This window comes from Halorubrum sp. CBA1229, from assembly GCF_003721435.2.
Lineage (GTDB): Archaea > Halobacteriota > Halobacteria > Halobacteriales > Haloferacaceae > Halorubrum.
Genome location: NZ_CP054586.1, coordinates 262,138 through 280,198, shown reverse-complemented (window position 1 = coordinate 280,198; position 18,061 = coordinate 262,138). Strand labels below are relative to the sequence as shown.

18 protein-coding genes are annotated in these 18,061 nt (G+C 58.5%); 11 read left to right on the top strand and 7 right to left on the bottom strand.

What is annotated here, in order from left to right:
• Positions 1-132: 132 nt before the first annotated feature.
• The 7 genes from Hrr1229_RS17615 (at position 133) to Hrr1229_RS17585 (ending at position 5,263) form a co-directional block, all read left to right on the top strand.
• Positions 133-426: a hypothetical protein gene (locus Hrr1229_RS17615; protein WP_148041780.1), complete on the top strand. Its 294-nt coding sequence runs from the start codon at positions 133-135 to the stop codon at positions 424-426.
• 277 nt (positions 427-703) lie between these two features.
• Positions 704-1,732, top strand: coding sequence for a Cdc6/Cdc18 family protein (locus tag Hrr1229_RS17610; RefSeq protein ID WP_123114997.1), 1,029 nt, complete (start codon positions 704-706; stop codon positions 1,730-1,732).
• Positions 1,733-1,861: 129 nt separating this feature from the next.
• Positions 1,862-2,449 (top strand): nucleotidyltransferase domain-containing protein, encoded by a 588-nt coding sequence (locus tag Hrr1229_RS17605; protein ID WP_123115208.1) that lies wholly within the window; start codon positions 1,862-1,864, stop codon positions 2,447-2,449.
• A complete protein-coding gene (locus tag Hrr1229_RS17600; protein ID WP_123114996.1) occupies positions 2,442-2,930 on the top strand; it encodes a hypothetical protein in 489 nt (162 codons plus the stop codon). Before Hrr1229_RS17605 ends, Hrr1229_RS17600 begins: the two co-directional genes overlap by 8 nt.
• Positions 2,931-3,345: 415 nt before the next feature.
• Positions 3,346-4,290, top strand: a complete 945-nt coding sequence (locus Hrr1229_RS17595; RefSeq protein WP_123114995.1) for a hypothetical protein — start codon at positions 3,346-3,348, stop codon at positions 4,288-4,290.
• Between the two features lie 2 nt (positions 4,291-4,292).
• Complete coding sequence (locus Hrr1229_RS17590) at positions 4,293-4,610, top strand: hypothetical protein (protein WP_123114994.1); 318 nt, start codon at positions 4,293-4,295, stop codon at positions 4,608-4,610.
• The gene (locus Hrr1229_RS17585) at positions 4,607-5,263 is read left to right on the top strand and encodes a ribonuclease H-like domain-containing protein (protein WP_123114993.1); all 657 of its coding nucleotides are present in this window, start codon (positions 4,607-4,609) and stop codon (positions 5,261-5,263) included. The genes Hrr1229_RS17590 and Hrr1229_RS17585 overlap by 4 nt, the downstream gene beginning before the upstream one ends.
• Positions 5,264-5,309: 46 nt before the next feature.
• Here the strand turns inward: Hrr1229_RS17585 and Hrr1229_RS17580 are convergent, their stop codons facing one another.
• On the bottom strand, positions 5,310-5,792 hold the full coding sequence (locus Hrr1229_RS17580; protein WP_123114992.1) for a hypothetical protein: 483 nt from the start codon (positions 5,790-5,792) through the stop codon (positions 5,310-5,312).
• A complete protein-coding gene (locus Hrr1229_RS17575) occupies positions 5,789-6,337 on the bottom strand; it encodes a winged helix-turn-helix domain-containing protein (protein ID WP_123115207.1) in 549 nt (182 codons plus the stop codon). Before Hrr1229_RS17575 ends, Hrr1229_RS17580 begins: the two co-directional genes overlap by 4 nt.
• Before the next feature lie 380 nt (positions 6,338-6,717).
• Between Hrr1229_RS17575 and Hrr1229_RS17570 the strand changes: the two genes are divergently transcribed.
• Positions 6,718-8,883, top strand: a complete 2,166-nt coding sequence (locus tag Hrr1229_RS17570) for a type B DNA-directed DNA polymerase (RefSeq protein WP_123114991.1) — start codon at positions 6,718-6,720, stop codon at positions 8,881-8,883.
• Positions 8,884-9,106: 223 nt separating this feature from the next.
• Here the strand turns inward: Hrr1229_RS17570 and Hrr1229_RS17565 are convergent, their stop codons facing one another.
• Positions 9,107-9,394 (bottom strand): helix-turn-helix transcriptional regulator, encoded by a 288-nt coding sequence (locus Hrr1229_RS17565; protein WP_123114990.1) that lies wholly within the window; start codon positions 9,392-9,394, stop codon positions 9,107-9,109.
• Positions 9,395-9,504: 110 nt separating this feature from the next.
• Here Hrr1229_RS17565 and Hrr1229_RS17560 point away from each other — a divergent pair, with 110 nt between their 5' ends.
• Both Hrr1229_RS17560 and Hrr1229_RS17555 read left to right on the top strand, forming a co-directional pair.
• Positions 9,505-11,409: an ABC transporter ATP-binding protein gene (locus tag Hrr1229_RS17560; protein ID WP_123114989.1), complete on the top strand. Its 1,905-nt coding sequence runs from the start codon at positions 9,505-9,507 to the stop codon at positions 11,407-11,409.
• Positions 11,410-11,544: 135 nt separating this feature from the next.
• Positions 11,545-12,120, top strand: a complete 576-nt coding sequence (locus Hrr1229_RS17555) for a GNAT family N-acetyltransferase (protein ID WP_123114988.1) — start codon at positions 11,545-11,547, stop codon at positions 12,118-12,120.
• A gap of 34 nt (positions 12,121-12,154) precedes the next feature.
• Here Hrr1229_RS17555 and trpB read toward each other — a convergent pair whose 3' ends face one another.
• Positions 12,155-13,318 (bottom strand): tryptophan synthase subunit beta, encoded by a 1,164-nt coding sequence (gene trpB, locus Hrr1229_RS17550; RefSeq protein ID WP_123114987.1) that lies wholly within the window; start codon positions 13,316-13,318, stop codon positions 12,155-12,157.
• Between the two features lie 59 nt (positions 13,319-13,377).
• On the bottom strand, positions 13,378-14,292 hold the full coding sequence (locus Hrr1229_RS17545; protein ID WP_123114986.1) for a DMT family transporter: 915 nt from the start codon (positions 14,290-14,292) through the stop codon (positions 13,378-13,380).
• Positions 14,293-14,486: 194 nt separating this feature from the next.
• On the opposite strand from Hrr1229_RS17545, the gene Hrr1229_RS17540 reads away from it, so the two are divergent.
• A complete protein-coding gene (locus Hrr1229_RS17540) occupies positions 14,487-15,107 on the top strand; it encodes a class I SAM-dependent methyltransferase (protein ID WP_123114985.1) in 621 nt (206 codons plus the stop codon).
• Positions 15,108-15,256: 149 nt separating this feature from the next.
• Here Hrr1229_RS17540 and Hrr1229_RS17535 read toward each other — a convergent pair whose 3' ends face one another.
• Both Hrr1229_RS17535 and Hrr1229_RS17530 read right to left on the bottom strand, forming a co-directional pair.
• Positions 15,257-16,429: a tubulin/FtsZ family protein gene (locus Hrr1229_RS17535; RefSeq protein ID WP_123114984.1), complete on the bottom strand. Its 1,173-nt coding sequence runs from the start codon at positions 16,427-16,429 to the stop codon at positions 15,257-15,259.
• Positions 16,430-16,922: 493 nt separating this feature from the next.
• Entirely contained in the window at positions 16,923-17,558 is a 636-nt protein-coding gene (locus tag Hrr1229_RS17530; protein ID WP_123114983.1) for an IS6 family transposase, read from the bottom strand.
• Positions 17,559-18,061 lie beyond the last annotated feature (503 nt).

Here is an 18,061-nt window from a genome sequence, read left to right as displayed (position 1 = left end):
CTGTTTCAGCAACTGATCGAGTTAGATGTCATCAAGATTTAACCAACAAAATCCCGCTACTGTTGGTTAATCGTCGAGAGTGCGGCCTTTCCTGAGACGGGTCTTTATCCGTGCGATGGACCAAACTAAGATATGAGCGACTCGGCGTCTCCAAGCGCCTCTGTCTCGCTATCTGAGCCCACTGACATTCCGGCAGTCCTAGATCGGGCTGGTATCGATTATGTCGGTGTTCATGATCAGCGACTACTTGCTATCTATCATACCGGTATCTTTAATATAGTAACCGACCCGGAGCCGGTATCGAATGCACACACACTCCAGATCGACTGCTGGGAAGCACCACTTCCGTCTCAGGGTGATGAGCAATCACCTCAGGAGCTTCTCGAGGACTTTGCCGCCGTATTTGACGCAGGCAACCAGAGCTAAAGCTGTCTGTCTGTATCTACGACCTAGCGATCTCGATGAGCACGTCAGACAGTGCTCTCCATGAGGTCCAGCCGGCTCGAACTACTGTGATCTGTATAGAGCGAGCTCTACACCGTAGACTGGGTTTCTGGACGTTTCCGGAAGCAGTGTGGTTACACAATCAGAATCGAGAGACGGCGGGGCAATCGAGGTGAAGATACCACTGCGATCAGAGCGTTTCCGGAATCTCCCCGGTCACACTTATATCACTCACGCTGAGAATAACTACCCACGACCGATGATCCGTGATGCTCGCGTCCTCCGCGCTGGGTTCGTCCCTCGAGAAGTCGAGCATCGCGACGCCGAAGTCAACCACCTCTCAAGCGTTCTCGAGCCGATCACGAACGGCGAGCCAGCTGACACGGCCATCGTCACCGGCCCGAGCGGTGTCGGTAAAACCTGTGTCTCGAAGTTCGTCACTGAACGGCTCCGCGAGGAAGTGCTCGACGTCGAGGCCACCTACGTCAACTGCTGGCGAAACTACAGCCGCTTCCGGACACTGTACCAGATCCTCGACGACATCGGTGCGACGATAGACATTCATCGGCAGTCGACACCCCACGACGAGCTCATTGATCGGCTCCAACAGTACGACGGTCCTCGAACCGTCGTCATCCTCGACGAGGTCGATCAACTCGAAGACCCGAGCCTCATCTACGACCTCCACAGCATGGAGCAGTTCGCGGTGATCTGTATCGCGAACAAAGAAGAAGAGCTGTTCAGCCGCGTTGACGACCGGCTGGTGAGTCGGCTGCGCTCCAGCGAGCACGTCCGGATGGACAAGTACCACAACGAGCAACTCTACGACATTCTGAGCGCTCGAACGAAATGGGGGCTTGAAAACAGCGTCATTACCGACGAGCAGCTTTATCAGATCGCTGATGCCGCCGCTGGTGATGCCCGTCTGGCTATCGGGATGCTTCGCAGCGCAGCCAGCACGGCTGCGCGGGAGAACCACGATCGGATTACGACTGAGATTCTCGCCGATGCGGCTGACGACGCCAAGGCACAGATTAAACAGAAGAGCCTCGATTCGCTCACGCCACACCAGCGGGTCGTGTACGATATCGTTCGCGATCACGGTCCGCTCGCCCCAAGTGAAATTCACAGCCGCTACACTGCGGAAGTTGATGAGCCCCGAACGAAGCGCACCGTTCGAACATATCTCTCGAAGATGGCCCAGTACAATCTGATTGAGGCAGAAGGGACGAGTCGGGACCGGGAGTACTCGCTCGTCGACTCAGCGGCTGCGTCGCCGGTTTCGTAATTTGGCCAGTTCACCACCAGAGTTTTCATACTGTTTCCTAATAGGAATCATATGCCTAATAGGAAAGAGTCGATCTCAATAGAGCTACGCTATCCGTTTCCGGAGGATCGGGTATTTCGATACCAAGCAATGCAAGACGTTCTCAACGTTCTCATAGATCAGCCGTATGCGACGTACTCGATGAGCGAACTCGCAAGCCTCACCGGGGCAAATAAGGGAACGATCTCAAAAGCGGTCACATTACTTTCCGAGCTCGATGTCATCGAGATCGCACCAGACGGGCGGACTCAGCAGGTCCAGATCAACCGTGAACGGCTCACAAAACCAGATCCAATTCTCTCGATCCCACAGAGTGAGTTCCACCAACCAGTTCAGGCATTTCTACAACGACTTCAGGACGAGTTGGATGGATTAGTCGGGGTCGTCCTGTTCGGAAGCGTCGCTCGGGGCGAGGCAGATAGGGCCAGCGACATCGACCTATTGGTGATCGTCGACGAAGACCGAACGGCAGCTCGCCGGACTGTCCAGACGGTTGTTAGCGATCTCGAAGACCAACGGTTCGAAGGGAATCGGTACACGTTCCAGCCGCTTGTCGAATCGACGGACAGCGTCCAACGAATCGGTGATCAACTTCGCCCGCAGTTCGACGACGGGATCACGTTGGTCGGGTCCGACCAACTCTCCGAACTCCGAACCGAGGTGTATGCCGATGAATGACGATATCCGAGACCAATTGGGGGAAGCCGAGCGAACCTTCGAGGGCAGTCCCGGAACGATCGAGGAGGGATTGGACGTCGACGATGCGGAGTTGGTCCAACTTCGCCGTGCCTGCCGGCTGCTGGAGGTCGGATCGAATCTCCTCGAGCAAGGGTACTACACGGTCGTAATTGAGTCGGCGTTCGTCGCCATCGAGCGCACTATCCAGTTCCGGTTGATTCACGATGGGGCCATGTCCGCAGCGGAGGTCATCAGTAGCCACCGCCGGCTCTACCAACGTGGTGCCGAGATCGGCCTCTACGACGACGCGTTCGGAGAGGAGCTTGCCGAGCTGTGGAACCGAAACCGAACGAAGACCTATTACAGACTTGGTATCGCAACGAAGGAACAGGCTGAGGCAATGTACCGGCTCGCCGACGACATCCACCGGCACCTCATCGATATGACACGGGTGTCACACGAGTGTCTCTGTCGAGGCTGACCGGTATGATGCGTTTCCTGGGTCGCGGGCAACAATCAGGACAAATGTCTTCGAGACCAGGAACCGTGTCGGCCGCAGCTTCGACGAGCTGTTCCAGTCGGAGCTCCCGTGGCTTCTGTCGTGCCTGATGAAAATATTCTGAATAATCATATTCTAGAATATCATATCTACAGATATCATCGACGGGGTCGGTACAATAAGAATAGCTAAATCAACCAACAATCTGCCGGGACATACCGAAATGTTGGTTAATCCGACGATCAAGGGTGACGGCCACCTCGGAAAGAGTCTTGGAAACAGTCGACCACTCCTCAAGATCCGGTGACAGAGTCCGAATTGACGTTTTGTAAAGTCCTTTCTGGAAGTCCGGAAGCACCGCGCCGTCGCTTATTGAGAGCGTGACTAGTTATCGAGTATGGGAGACCACCCACCATCGAACCGAATGGCGGCCGACAAGCCGACACGGGGCGCAGACCGCAATCTGGGCCTGGCAGAGCAAGCCGACCCAACCACAGAAGAAATGCTCCTACCGTCACTCGACGACGGCATCACGCTGCTCGACATAGACGGCGGCCGTGGCGTCCCAATCCTCCAGTCGCTCGTACTTGACCATCTCCTGGTACACGATGGCCCCACCTTCTGGGTTGATGCGAACGGCCACGCGACGACGACGACGCTGGCTCAGATCACACCGAGCCAGCGGTTGCTCGACCGGATCCACGTCGCACGGGGATTTACCGCGTACCAGCACTACGGCGCTGTCGATGATCTCCCGACGGCAGTAAACCAAGTCATCCAGAAATCGACCGCTGTCACCGGCACATCCGGTCGACAGTCATCGGGTCAAAGCGAAGACTCGTCTTCACACACCCCGTCGCTCATCGTCGCGCCGGCCGTCGACACCCAGTACCGCGCCGACGATACCCTCGGCGAAACCCACGCAAAAACCCTCCAGGCCCGCACCCTTGCTCGGTTAGGGACCTACGCCGAGGGGTACGACATCCCGGTGCTCGTTACGCGAAACGAACGAAACGAATTCACCGAACCAATTGCGACGGTCGCCGACCACCATCTGGAATGTGAGCAGACCCGGATGGGGCCACGGGTCGTCGGCGAGGACGTCGAGACGCTCGTCTACCCCGTCGACGACGGCGCGTACTACCAGACGACGTTCGCGTACTGGCGGCAGCTGCTCGCGGCACGCGCCACGCAGGTCGGCGTGGAACCGACGACGCCGGCGCCGTCGACGCCGACCCCGGAGGGCGTCGGGACGAGCGTCACCGCTGACGGTGAGACGGTGGCGGCCACCGCCGACCCCTTGCTCGATGCGTGGACGGCGAGCGATACAGGAGGTCAATAGCGATGGGGCGGACGAACCCAACCTACCGGGATGCACTGCGGGCCATCGAAGAGCGCTGGGCGGAGTTCCGGCGGGCACTGCGGCGTCGCGACCAGCCACGATTTGACCAGCTGTTCGAGTACGCCCGCGAGCACGCCGACGCGAGCGGGCTGTTGAACCACCAGAACCCGCTGCTGCCGGCACTGTTCAGCATCGATCTCGAACAGGAGGCTAAATTGGAAGACCACGAGGAACGCCTCGAAGCGCTCGAACGCCGGCTCAACGAACAGAGCACCGATGAGCAGTTCCCCGATGAAGAAGCCAGCGAGCCACCCGAATGAGTACACTCGCCACGATCGCATTCGACATCGAGACGACGGGATTTTCGACGACTGACCAGCTGACCGTTGTCGGCTTCGACGCCGAGATTGGCTCGCGAGTGTTCCTCAATACAGACGGCAGTCCGTGTGCTACAGATATCGAACAGCACGTGAACGACCATCTCACCACACCAGTGACGCTCTCTGTTCATGATGATGAGGGCGCGCTGTTGGACGCCGTCAAGACGTTCGTCGACACCACGATCGCACAGCGAGACGTCAAACTCGTAGCCTACAACGGGGAAACCTGGAAGGGCGGGTTTGATCTGCCATTTCTTCGAACGCGGTTGAGTCATCACGAACGCGAGTGGCCGTTCGCCGAGCTGCCGTACATCGACGTGATGGAGGTCTTCGCCTCACGGTTCAATACGAGCGAGAACAGCCTCACTGGAGTGTATGACGAGCTCGTGGCGTCCGGCCACAGCACAGTCGATCCATTTGAAGAAAGTAGCGAAGCCGTCAACGCGTGGCAGACCGGTGATTTCGAAGCGGTCGTACTGCATAACATCGCCGATATTCGGCGTACACGAGCGCTAATGGCCGTTGCAGAACGGTACTGCTCAAAATCAGACTTTTCGATGAAATCGCTCGATCCGGTGATGGGTAGCCAGTGACTCGATCAACGTGGCGTCCTCCTTGTCGTGAACGGTGAGAAAGATATCACGGTGGGTTTTCTGCGTCGTTGAGTCCCTCGAATGTTCCATTCGTGTAGGCGTATCGCCACCGTTGGAGAATCGCGCGCGTCACAAGGCTGGTCTCAGACACAGCAATACAGGATGGGTCAACGGGACGGCTCGGCGCATCAGGGGGTGGATGGAAGTGGCGGCGCGGCGCGTCAGGTTTCGGGTGGCAGTCGAACCGAAAATTCCGGTCTCGGGCATCTGTGTAGTGTGCGGCGTAGTTCCCGGTGAGACTCCACCGGACGTCTATCCGCGCGGTTGACGCCGCTCCGACGCCGTCAGATAGTTCAACCGAAAGTGTCTGTGGATTCAGCGGGTCGTCTAACGACGCGGTCCGGACCAGCGGTTCGAGGTCCACAAACAGGTCTCGGATTTCCCGTAGTGCCCCGGCGTCGATAGGACCAAACACCTCAGACTGCTCGTCTGGCTGAGTATGGGGAGTGGGGTCTCCGTCGTCACTCATACGACGACGGATGTATCGCCGTTACCATCGTCGTCCGTATCCGTGCCAGTGAGGTGACCAGTTTGACTCACTTCGCCGATCGCGAGTGTTGCCTGTGCGAGCGCGAGGTTACGCCGCGTCGTTTGCCATTCTGTGAGGAGCGCACCGTGGTCGCTGTCAGCGTCGTCGATATCCAGCTCTCGGGCGAATTCCTCGGGTGAATCAACACCGTATTCCTCGCGCCACGCTTGTATTTGCGCCTTCATATCAGCGATGCCGGACGCGATCTCTTCGGGCGTCCGTTCCGCGAGGAGCGACTGGGCGTGTTCGGTGACGATAGCCGTTTCCGACCGTCGGTAGTGCGTCGTCTGACCATCCTGAGATGTCGTTACCTCACCAGCGCTCTCGAGCGTTCGCAGGTGCTTTCGCGCCGTGGTCGATGAGACGCGGGCACGCTCGGCGATCTGTGCTGCAGACAGCGGATCGTACACACGAGAGATGACTTCGTACACTCGTTCAAAGGGCGTCGTCTCCTCGATCCATTCTGCTTCGACGACGTCGTTCACGTCACGGTGGTCGGTGCCGCCATCCGAGCTCATTCGGTGGGGCGGGGACGGCTCCTCGGACATTATGTGCCAACCAACGAGAGAGCGGTATAATAATCTGTGGGGTAGTATATTGATCACCGAATCCAAGATATGGAGGACTGTCCACAGCAGTCTTAACCAACAGTCATCAGTGAGACGGTCGTTCTGTTGGTTAACACGCTACCGGAGGTTCAGCTAACAAACTCGGAAACGATTCTGGAAGTGGGGTTAACAGCGCGAATCCGCGAGAGTACGCTGTTTCTGTCAAGACGATCTCCATTCCCTGAAATCCGGAACAGACACGCCGGCGATTATGCGAGACTCCGGTGTAGAGACGGGAAGGTGGGTGACTTGCACAAATGCCGTTCACAATCGATTTCCTTGACGATGGTCGCGTCCTCGAGTGGGAAGCGACCAACGACGGCGCAACCGCGACCGACCGCGACGACTACACGCCCCGGTTTTACGTCGCAGCACGTGACTCTGAGACCGACATCGATCTCACACCACTTCGCGCACAATATGAACGACACCCGGATGTCGTCGCGACCGAGATCGTATCCCGGCGGTCCGGATTTCGTCGTGACGGCGAGTCTGCTCTCGCTGTCGACGTCGACCACGTCGACCGCGTCACACCGCTTGCGCGACAGACACGCCACCTATCAGAGCATCCAGTCGGCGATCTCGCCTGTTTCAACGTCGATTTCTCGCGAGCGTTCCGGTACTGTCTGGAGACCGGCATCGATCCGACGCCGGCGAGCGAGCTGTCGACGCTCCGGCTCAGCGTCCCAGTGACCGAAACGAGCAACGACGTCTACGAGGAACTGTCCGTCGCCGGCGACACTGTCATCGGCTCGCCGACGGATCTCCTCACGGCTGTCCAGAGAGCGCTCGACGCACACGATCCAGATGTCTTGGTTTGCTCGACGAGCGAGATCGTCCCGACCCTGTACGAGATGGCGACGGACGCCGGCGTCGACGACTTCTCGCTGAGTCGGTGGCCGGACGTCGGCTACCAGCAGCTTGCGAGCCGGTCGACGTACTCGAGCTACGGCCGCGTCGGTCACTCGCCGGCGCGGTACAACGTGCCCGGGCGGGCGATCATCGACGAGTCGAACACGTTCTTCTACGGAGAGACAAATCTTGAGGGCGTCCTCGATCTCGTGTCGCGCTCGAACAAGCCCGTCCAGGAGCTCGCGTGGGCGTCGATCGGGAACGTCCTCACGGCGATCCAGATTTGCGAGGCCCACGACCGCGGTGTCCTCGTCCCGTGGAACTCCTGGCGTCACGAGTTTTACAAGCCGATGGGGACGCTCCACGACGCCGACCGTGGCGGCTTCATCTTCGCGCCCGAGGTCGGCCTCCACGAGAACGTCCACGAACTCGACTTCTCCTCGTTGTACCCGAACATCATCTGTACCCGGAACGTCTCACCGGACGTCATCCGGTGTGACTGCCACCGCGACCGCGACGACGTCCCCGGCCTTGGATACTCGATCTGCGACGAGCGGGGGTACCTCGTCGACGTGCTACAGCCGATCATCGACGCTCGCGACGAGATCAAGGCGGCCATCCGTCGCGAGACGGATCGAGACGATCCCGACGAGGACCGTCTGGCGGAACTCGAGGGACGGTCGGGAGCGCTGAAGTGGATCCTCGTCGCCTGCTTCGGCTATCAAGGGTTTAGCAACGCGAAGTTCGGCCGCATCGAGTGCCACGAAGCAATCAACGCGTTCGCTCGTGAGATTCTGCTGACGGCGAAACAGCGACTGGAAGCTGGCGGCTGGCGCGTCGTCCACGGTATCGTCGACTCCATCTGGGTGACCCCGGACCCCGACGGCGACGACGAGGACCGCGAGGACCTCGAGACGCTCGCGACGGAGATCACGGAGCGCGTCGAGATTCGGCTCGAACACGAGGCCCACTACGACTGGGTGGCGTTCGTGCCGCAGCGCGAGAGCGACGCCGGCGCGCTGACGAAGTACTTCGGAAAGGTCGCCGGCGGCGATGACTTCAAGATCAGAGGTATCGAAGCCCGGCAGCGCTCAACCCCGCCGTTCATCGAGGCCGTCCAGCGGGAGTGTCTCGACCGGCTCGATGCCACGCGGTCACCGGACGCCGTCCTCGACTGTCTCCAGGACGCCATCAAGCGCCTCCACGCTGGAACGGTGCCGGTCAAGCAGCTCGTCGAACGAAATCGTGTCTCCAAGCCGCTGGAAGGGTACACGCAGAATACCCAAAACGTGGCTGCGTTGAAACGGGGTCGCGAGCAGGACCTCGCTATTCACCCGGGACAAGATATCGAGTACGTAGTCGTCGACGACGAGAAAAGCTCGCGAGCACGGGTCGCGTTAGCCCACGAGGAGATAGCGTCGTACGATGCGTCGTACTATGAGACGCGACTCGTCAGAGCTGTCGAGAGTGTGCTGGCACCGCTCGGCTGGGATCGGACGGAGATCCGACGTGAGATCGCAGAGACGCGGATCCCAGAGTTGTCGGCGTACACGAACCCGGCGAATAATTAACCAACAGAGGAACCGTTCAGAGCGGGGAACTGTTGGTTAACAACAGCGACCACGACACGATATCGACCAGACATGAGCCGGAAGACAGAGCGATCTGGCCACATCGCTACCAAGCGTGTAGCTCGATCTCGCAGACGGGCACCAACCAAGAGAAATAGAATATCCCGCGTGATCGAGATGGTCGTGTACCGCCCTGGGATCGCTATCGAATCGGTTGGGGCGGTTAATCCGCCGTGTCGCGATTGATGTACTGGTCTTCCCACTCAACGCGGGCTTCGATTTCTCTGGTCCCGCGCCGAGTGGTGGTGTACTCGTTGGTCCGCTTATCGCGTTGGCTTTTTTCGATGAGTCCTTTCTCGACGAGGGTGTCGAGGTTCGGATAGAGCCGCCCGTGATGGATCTCTTGGTCGTAGTACTCGTCGAGCTCATCTTTGATCGCGAGCCCGTGGGGGTCGTTGAGCCCGTCGACCAAGTACAGCAGGTCGCGCTGAAAGCCGGTGAGGTCGTACATAGATGCGGGTGATTTATCGAGACTTGAAATACTACGCTTTCCAGAACATCGTAGCTCGGTTACAGTGCCATGTCACCGGATATTTGTGCGCGAAAGCGTGATCGAACACAGTGACAGACGACCACGGCGGGTTTGAACACGCTCGGGAGAACGTTGACGGCCACCCGATGGTGAGTTTGCTCGGCTACGCCAAGCGCTATTGGCCGACCCTCACGCTCGGCGTGCTTGCGGCGTTTCTCACGAGGTTTGCCCGGCTGGTCCCACCGATTGTCGTCGCGGCTGCAATCGATCGAGCGATCCGCGGCTCGGCCGACGCAGGCCTGTTGACCGACGTGGGCTTGCTGCCGCCGGGTGAGATCACCGGCGAAGCGGCTCGCCTCGCGGTGCTCGAACAGCTCGTGCTCATCGCGGTGCTCGCGTATCTGGTCCGGTCGGTCGCTCGGTTTGTGTCCCGGTATCTGCTTCAAGCGACTGCCCAGAAGGTTCAGCGTGATCTGCGAAACGACACGTACGACCATCTCCAGCGGCTCTCGATGGATTTCTTCGCCGATCATCAGACCGGCGGTATGATGTCGATCCTCAACAGCGATATTAATCGGCTTGAGCAGTTCCTGAACACGGAGTTCCGGCAACTCATCCGCGTGATCGCAACGGTCGGCGGGATTGCCATCATCCTGTGGACATACTCGCCGAAGCTGGCACTCATCGCGCTCGCACCGGTCCCGGTCATCGGATTGGCTAGTAGCCAGTTTCTCACCTGGATTGAGCCTCGATATAAGTCGATTCGCGAGACCGTCGCTCGACTGAACACGCGACTCGAGAACAACCTTGGTGGCGCTGCGGTGATTAAAGCGTTCGACCGGTACAGTTTTGAGGAGCGTCGGGTCGCTGCGCAGAGCGAGGCGTACCACGACGAGAAGGTCGCGGCGCTGCGAATCCGACGTGGATTCTTTGCGACCCTACGGCTGTTAACCGGCGTCGTGTTCGTCCTCGTTCTCTACATCGGTGGCACTGATATCATCACCGGCGTTCCTGGCGAGGCAGGGGTGCTGACCCTTGGCGGGTTCGCGCTCTTTTTCCTCCTGTTACGGCGGCTGTACTCGCCGATGCGCCGAGTCGGGAAGTCAGCAAATAAGTACCAGCTTGCGAAATCGAGTGCTGAGCGCGTGTTTGGGTTGCTCGGCCGCGAACCGACGATTACGAGCCCCGACTCGCCGCACACCCCTGCGTCGATTGACGGGGACGTCACGTTCGAAGATGTTACCTTCGCCTACGGGGACCGCGAGCCGGTCCTACATGATGTCTCGCTTGATGTGCCGGCAGGGACAACGATCGGGCTTGCCGGGGCGACCGGGGCCGGGAAGTCAACACTCCTGAAACTTATTCCCCGATTCCACGATGTCGATGACGGGGCCGTCCGGGTTGACGGAACTGACGTCCGGGAGTATGATTTACAGTCGTTGCGGGACGCCATCGCTATTGTCGAGCAGAATCCGTACCTGTTCTCGGGGACTGTCGCAGAAAATATCGCGTACGGCGACCGCGAGACACTCGAGGCCGAGTGGGCAGACGGGCCTGACAAAAGCGCCCGCGCTCGGGTTGAGCGGGCGGCTGAGGCCGCCGCGGCTGACGAGTTCATCGAAGATCTTCCTAATGGGTACGACACGCAAGTCGGCGAGCGAGGTGTCAAACTCTCGGGCGGCCAGCGGCAACGTCTCGCCATCGCCCGGGCACTGCTTAATGATCCTGAGATCATCGTTTTTGATGAGGCCACATCAGATGTTGATACGGAGACGGAAGAATTGATTCAAGAAAGCCTTGAGCGGCTGGTCGAGGAGCGAACCGCGTTCATCATTGCCCACCGACTGTCGACGATTCAGAACGCAGACGAGATTGTTGTAATGGATCAGGGTCAGATCGTCGAGCAGGGAGGGCACGAAGAACTGGTTGCGGGCGAGGGAACATATGCGAACCTCTGGCAGGGGCAGGCAGAGACTGCTGCTGCCGACGACTGACGCTCGGCGAGGTCCTGTTGTATTCCCCAACATGCTTGATGACGGGTTGGTGGACGAGTCGCCAGCTAAGTCGAAGCATTCAGATCGAGATTCGCGATCCATATTTTCAAGCGGGGACAGGCGCCACCCAATAATGTGGAATCGAACGAATTGTCGCTCCGATCCTACGACACGCGGGATGACGATGCCATTTGGTCTCTTCATGAATGGGCGATACGGGAAACGGGTGTCAATCCGGCTGACGTTCCAGGAACAAGGGATCTCCGGACAGTAGAAACAGCGTATCTTGAGACAGGAGGAACGTTCATTGTCGGCACCGTCGACGGCGAAAAGTCACAAGGCGATCTATCAAATGAGGGTGAGCAATCGGCTTACACAATATCTGACCTCACAACCTACGACGGGTTCCTCGTCGTAATGGGTGGGATTCTGCCAAATCAAGCCGGTCACAGCGACGAACGTGACAGACCCGGGGCCGCAGAACTCCACCGAATGCGTGTCGCCCCGACGCATCAACGACGGGGGTATGGCAAGCAAATTCTTAGGGAACTAGAGCGGCGAGCGGCTGCTACTGGCTTTGAGACGCTTCTCGCGACGACTTCAACACGGCAGTCTGCCGCGCTTGAATTCTATTCCGAGCAGGGGTATGAACAGACAGGGACATCAACCGCTGGATCGTACGAGCTCGTCCATTTTGAAAAGGAGCTGTAGTCAACGGACAGCGGCGAGTTCCCAGAGAGATAGCTCAGTCTGCGAGATCAAAGTGCTCCGCAGCCGTTTGCATGTCTTTATCGCCACGGCCACAGAGGTTCACGAGCAGTGTGTCGTGTCGATCTTCCTCAGCCAGTTTGGCGGCCAGCGCAAGCGCATGGGCCGGCTCCAAGGCGGGGATAATCCCCTCTGCTTCGCTCAGTTCACGGAAGGCGGCCAGCGCTTCATCATCTGAGACAGCGTGGTACTCAGCCCGCCCCATCTCTTGGAGCGCGGCATGCTCGGGGCCAATCGCCGGATAATCAAGCCCAGCCGAAATCGAGTGGTTTTCAGTATCGTCTCCGATGGTCTTCGTTTTCATTCCCTGGAAGATCTGGGGTTCCTCTTGCTTTGTCTTCGACAGCGGCGCTGAGTGGTTCGCGTCATCAGTACCACCCGGCTCAGCGCCGTAGAACGCGACATCGTCGTCTTTGAACGCATGCCAGAGGCCAATTGAGTTCGAGCCGCCACCGACACACGCCACACACGCATCCGGTAGGTCGCCGTGGAGGTCTTGGATTTGTTCGCGTGCCTCCTCCCCGATGACGGACTGGAACTCCCGTACCATCCGCGGGAACGGGTCGGGACCAACGACACTCCCGACGAGATAATGCGTTGACGCGACGTTCGCAGCAAAGTCTTCTAACGCAGCGTCGACCGCTTCCGCGAGGCCCTGGTTGCCACGATCGACCGGTTTCACCTCGGCACCCATGAGCCGCATTCGGAACACGTTCATTTCCTGCCGCTGCATGTCGTGGCGGCCCATGTACACGGTCGTATCCAGGTTCAACAGGGCACCGACCATCGCGGTTGCAGTACCATGTTGGCCGGCGCCTGTCTCTGCGATCAGTCGGTCTTTCCCAGCCCGTTTTGCCAGCAGCGCCTGCCCGAGCGTGTTGTTGAGTTTGTGTGCTCCGCCGTGGAGAAGATCCTCGTGCTTGAGATAGATATCCGCGCCGTACCGTTCGCTGAGGGTTTCTGCGTAGAACACCGGTGTTGGACGCCCTGCAAAGTGTTCCAGCAGATCCCGGAGTTCGGCCATGAACGCGTCATCAGCGATCGCCTCTTCGTACGCAGCAGCTAATTCTGCTAACGGTTCCTCAAGCGGTTCTGGAACATGTCGCCCCCCGAATTCACCGAACTGGCCTGGCGTCGCCATAGGGTAACCTCGTACTCAATTCTCAAAAAACCATACAAAAGAGCAATCCCCGATGACGGTCACCGTGGCGTCACTACGCGCCAGTATGTCCCACGCAGCGCCCGCCACTTCGCGGCGATGAACCCTGCCAGAATGAACACGAACCCGGCGACGGTCGCCGGCGTCACGTCCTGCCCGAGCACGAGCCAGCCAGCTAGCGCCGCAAAGACGGGAATCACATACTCAATAAAGCTCATTTCGATGGGGCCAAGCTCGTCAAGGAGTGTGAAATACAGTAGAAAGCCGCCGACACCGGCGACCACGGAGAGGTACGCGATGGCGCCGAGCGCGGACGGCGTCCATGTGGCGGCCGCGAACGACTGGCCAGGGAGGACGAGCACGGCTGCGTGGAGGACGATCGCGCCGACGGCCATCATCCACGCCTGCGTGGAGAGGAACGGCATCGACGGCGATCGGCTGTGGGTGACGACTGCGGCGACGGCGAACGCGAGCGCGGACGCAAGCACGAGCGCGACCCCGAGGACGCTGTCCGCGATATTCGCGGGGTCGGGGTTAGCGATGACGACGACGCCAGCGAACCCGAGCGCGACGCCGAGCGCGGTGGCAAATGTGAACTCCTCATCGGTGGAGACGAGTCGGGTGAGCGCGGGCGTCACCACGGGGACGAGCCCTAACAACACAGCGGCGACACCGCCCGTAACGTATCGCTGGCCGGCAAAGAGGAACGCGTGGTGGGCGCCGATGATGAGAGCACCGCCGACGAGCACGTAGACGTAGTCATCCCGAGTCCGGGGACGGATGTCCGCACCGGAGACAAGAATGGCGGCGAACAGCAGCACGGCAGCGAGATCAAAGCGCACGGCGGCGAACGGGACCGCGGGGAGATCTGTAAGGCCGACATCCGTCGCCATGAACGCCGTCCCCCAGACCGCACACAGCAACAAGAAACGGCCGGCTGTCCGGTAGCGACTCATTCACGCGGAAGTTGCCGTCAACGGCGAAATATGCGTCGAACCGCCCTGACGCTCCGAGCGTCCGGATGCGCTTGGCGACGGCGGCGACGGCGCGGTGTGGTAAATCAAAAATCGATAGTGTGCGTCGGAAGCCGTCAGCTCTGCAGTCAGGTGTTGTCCGACGGCGTTTTACACCGTTGCCCGTGTTGATACACGTGGATCTTCATTCCGTCCAAAACACATGGACAGACCGGGCGGGCGAATACTCACCAGCGTACTACGCACATCACGGTCCGAATGACACGAGTACCGTAATTCGCGATATTCTCAGCGGACACCTTCCTCGTGACGCAACGGTTCTCGAACTCGGGTGTGGGTCTGGCCGTCACCTCAAACACCTCGCTAGCGGCGGCTTCGAAAACCTCTCAGGCGTCGACATCAACGCCGAGGCATTCGACACGATGCGAGAGACCTATCCCACACTTGCCGCCGACGGAACGTTTCACTGCGGCCCGATAGAGGATATAATCGGTGACTTCGACGATGGACAGTTTGATGCGGTGTATTCGGTCGAAACGCTCCAACACCTCCATCCTGATGTCGAGTGGGTCTTCAAGGAGGTCGCTCGAGTCACGAACAACGTCTTGGTCACAGCGGAGATCGAGGAACCAATTCGTGACTCATCGTCGCCTGACCCAGACGTGAACTACGTCGACAAGGAGACTCCCCTATACTACCGAGATTGGAGCCGTATCTTCACCGCGTTCGATCTCGTGGAGGTCGACGTCGTCCATGGCGACAGGGACACCATACGAACTTTTCGCGTGTCCGACTAACTGCTGATCGCCGTCGGACGGAGTACTGTACCGTGATGGTGACCGATCTTAACCAACAAACTGTCGGAGTATGCCAAACTGTTGGTTAATCTGACGACGGAAGGTGACGGCCACTTCGGAAAGAGTCCAGGAAGGAGGCCATCACGGTCTCAAAACAGCGACTCCAGTTCTCCGTCACTATCCATCAGCTCCGCAAAGCGGTCTGCGCTCTCGTCAGTAATCTCACCGAGATTCTGTTGAGCCTCAATCGCGACCTGTTGGAGTTCTTTCACCCGCGGGACGTTCGTCACGCCGCCGAGCAACACGAGCGCTGCGACCGTCCCTTCCCCACGCCGCGGATAGTCACCACCACGGACCTCCATCGAGCCGGTCTGTTCTTCGAGCCACTTGCGACCGTGTTCGATTCCTTTCCGGTTGAGGTACGCCGGTGGGCCGGCGACGACAAGCAACGCCCGCTCTGTCCCGTTCACTTCACAGGGTAAGGTGAGTCGACCCAGCGTCGCCTTCCGGACGAGACTTGTAATCCGGTTTGTGGCTTCTGTACTGTCTATCCCATCATCCATATCGCCACGGAGTCGCGAGAGCAACCCTTTCCGCTCCGGTTCGTCCACGCTGACATCGGCGTAGCCCAACGAGGAGATCCCGCCGCCTTTGAGCGTATTGATGATCTCTGAGGAGTCGACGACACTCTCAGCGACGTCGCTTCCGTTCGTTATCTCGCCCGCACTGAAGAGCACACCAAACCGCTGGACGAGCTCGTTGTTGATCGCATCGAACCCCTCGCCGACAGACTCACCCGAACTGCGCCACGCGTCGTTGTCAAACAGCATGAGATTGTCCACCTCATCGACGAACGTTTTGAGCGATCGGGCGGCGTTCAGTGTGTAGATCCCACCCTCGTCGCTCCCGGGCAGGATACCGAGCCCATACACAGGTTCGGTGTAGATCCGCTTGAGGTTCTTGGCGATGACGGGCGCGCCACCCGATCCCGTACCCCCACCGAGTCCCGCGACGACGAGGAACGCATCAATCTCGTGGACTGGCACCGAGTCGAGTGCCCCTTGAATCTCGTCGATGTCCTCTTCAGCAACCTCTGCGCCCAGTTCGTTGTCCGCGCCCACGCCGTGGCCCTTTACTCGTGATTGCCCGATCAGGATGCGGCGGTCCTTCGGGAGGCGGTCGATGCCTTGGAGATCCGCTTTCGCCGTGTTGACCGCGATCGCTCCACGAACGATATCTGCACCGGTCCGTGCGTCGTAGGCCAAGAACTCGTCGACCACCTTCCCACCTGCCTGTCCGACCCCAATTAATGCAAGTTTCATGTGAACACACCACGTGAAACTACGCGTGTAGGACATATAAAGGTTAGATGCCCGAAATATCAACTCACGAGTAGCGCTGATGCTCTTCTCACATACTGAACTACCTCGGGGTGAGGCTCCAAAGCACCCGGCTTAAATTGCCGATAGAACGAAGGGCTGTGTTGGTTGATTTCAACACCCCGATATCTCTCGTCGAGCGTGATGACAGCGTCGTCGAGATACTCGATGTTTCCTTAAATGCAGCTCCTCATCGATGCACTGGAAGACAAACGTGAGGAGCTTGCGGCTGACAAGGAATCGAGTCGTACTATGAGACGTAACTCATCAGAGCTGTCGAGAGTGTGCTGTCACCGCTTGGCTGGGATCAGACGGGGTTCGTCGAGAACTCGCGGAGACACAAATACCAGACTTGACGGCATTCGCGGGCACGGCTCGTTCTTAACCAAACGAACGGTTCCTAGAAGAATTTGTTGGTTAACCACAACGGTAGTGTTTAGATAAGCTGGTTCCATGCGAAGGCGAACGCCTGGAGCCAATTTTCAGCGGTACTCGGTTCGACGTGGCTAAACATATTTGAGAACTGTTTTGTTTGTCGTTTTACTTCGCGAAAGACACGTTCGACGGCATTCCGATTCCCATGTGTAACGTGTTGGAATCGGAGCCCATGACGATGGCAGGCCGCCTGCAGCCACGGAGCACCGTCAACGAGAAAGACCGCGTTGTCAACCTGATGTTTCTCACGCAGTTCCGAGAGAAACATCGAGGAGATCGCGTTGGTTTTCGTCGGATGCAGTCGGACGTGGAGCAGGCGGTTGGTGTCGGGATCGACGGTAGCGTACAGCCAATATCGTTCAGAATTGAGCTGAATCACGGTTTCATCGACCGCGACGTGATTCGGATCAGCACCGTCTGTCGGCTGTAGATCAGCTTTCTGTACCCACCGATGAACGGTGGTCCGATGGCGATCGACACCCAACTTCTCAAGAACTAAAAATATATCCAAAAATGGTAATTCAGCCGAATGGGGTCGAATACCGAGCTTCATCGCCTGCTCGGGTGTCGCCTCTCGCTCCAGAAAATCTAACTCGGTACGACCGCTATCGCCGCTGAGGCGATCGAACGAGAGCATGAACCACTCAATTTTTTGACCGCCTCATCCTTCGACGTTATTTCAACACCACCACCACAACCGCTAGCAAGCACCAATTGACACACCCTGTCTCGGTTGTGTTGGACTCAAAGTCGAGGAGACACCCCTCTATCGATGTGTTCACACCGCGTTGTAGTAGCCGAGTGAATGGTAGGGATCGTTCAACGGTGTTATCAAAACAGATCCGTTTATATCGGTCCTGTCTCACGGGCATGACTGCCTACTCGTGGGGAGTTGAGACACACACCCCTCTATCGATGTGTTTCTGTGCAATACTGGAGAGAGGTTTCCTCGTCATGTGAGATGCGTATAGTGAGTACCTCTCGAAAACAGGAATATAAGGTCTTTTTGAGCGGTTTTAGACGACAGTAAAGGCACGCCAAATATAGTTGTCTGTAGAACCATAGAACACTGACGACAAAACACATCGATAGAGGGGTGTGTGTGTGTGTTGTATGTTTGTAGAAAGAGAAGAAGGGAGG

Bases quoted from the DNA above. Each gene is read 5' to 3' on its own strand.
- Hrr1229_RS17545 (WP_123114986.1), bottom strand. From the start codon at position 14,292: ATGAGTCGCTACCGGACAGCCGGCCGTTTCTTGTTGCTGTGTGCGGTC.
- Hrr1229_RS17605 (WP_123115208.1), top strand. From the start codon at position 1,862: ATGCAAGACGTTCTCAACGTTCTCATAGATCAGCCGTATGCGACGTAC.
- Hrr1229_RS17570 (WP_123114991.1), top strand. From the start codon at position 6,718: ATGCCGTTCACAATCGATTTCCTTGACGATGGTCGCGTCCTCGAGTGG.
- Hrr1229_RS17535 (WP_123114984.1), bottom strand. From the start codon at position 16,429: ATGAAACTTGCATTAATTGGGGTCGGACAGGCAGGTGGGAAGGTGGTC.
- Hrr1229_RS17565 (WP_123114990.1), bottom strand. From the start codon at position 9,394: ATGTACGACCTCACCGGCTTTCAGCGCGACCTGCTGTACTTGGTCGAC.
- Hrr1229_RS17610 (WP_123114997.1), top strand. From the start codon at position 704: ATGATCCGTGATGCTCGCGTCCTCCGCGCTGGGTTCGTCCCTCGAGAA.
- Hrr1229_RS17615 (WP_148041780.1), top strand. From the start codon at position 133: ATGAGCGACTCGGCGTCTCCAAGCGCCTCTGTCTCGCTATCTGAGCCC.
- Hrr1229_RS17595 (WP_123114995.1), top strand. From the start codon at position 3,346: ATGGGAGACCACCCACCATCGAACCGAATGGCGGCCGACAAGCCGACA.
- Hrr1229_RS17590 (WP_123114994.1), top strand. From the start codon at position 4,293: ATGGGGCGGACGAACCCAACCTACCGGGATGCACTGCGGGCCATCGAA.
- Hrr1229_RS17580 (WP_123114992.1), bottom strand. From the start codon at position 5,792: ATGAGTGACGACGGAGACCCCACTCCCCATACTCAGCCAGACGAGCAG.
- Hrr1229_RS17530 (WP_123114983.1), bottom strand. From the start codon at position 17,558: ATGCTCTCGTTCGATCGCCTCAGCGGCGATAGCGGTCGTACCGAGTTA.
- Hrr1229_RS17600 (WP_123114996.1), top strand. From the start codon at position 2,442: ATGAATGACGATATCCGAGACCAATTGGGGGAAGCCGAGCGAACCTTC.
- trpB (WP_123114987.1), bottom strand. From the start codon at position 13,318: ATGGCGACGCCAGGCCAGTTCGGTGAATTCGGGGGGCGACATGTTCCA.
- Hrr1229_RS17585 (WP_123114993.1), top strand. From the start codon at position 4,607: ATGAGTACACTCGCCACGATCGCATTCGACATCGAGACGACGGGATTT.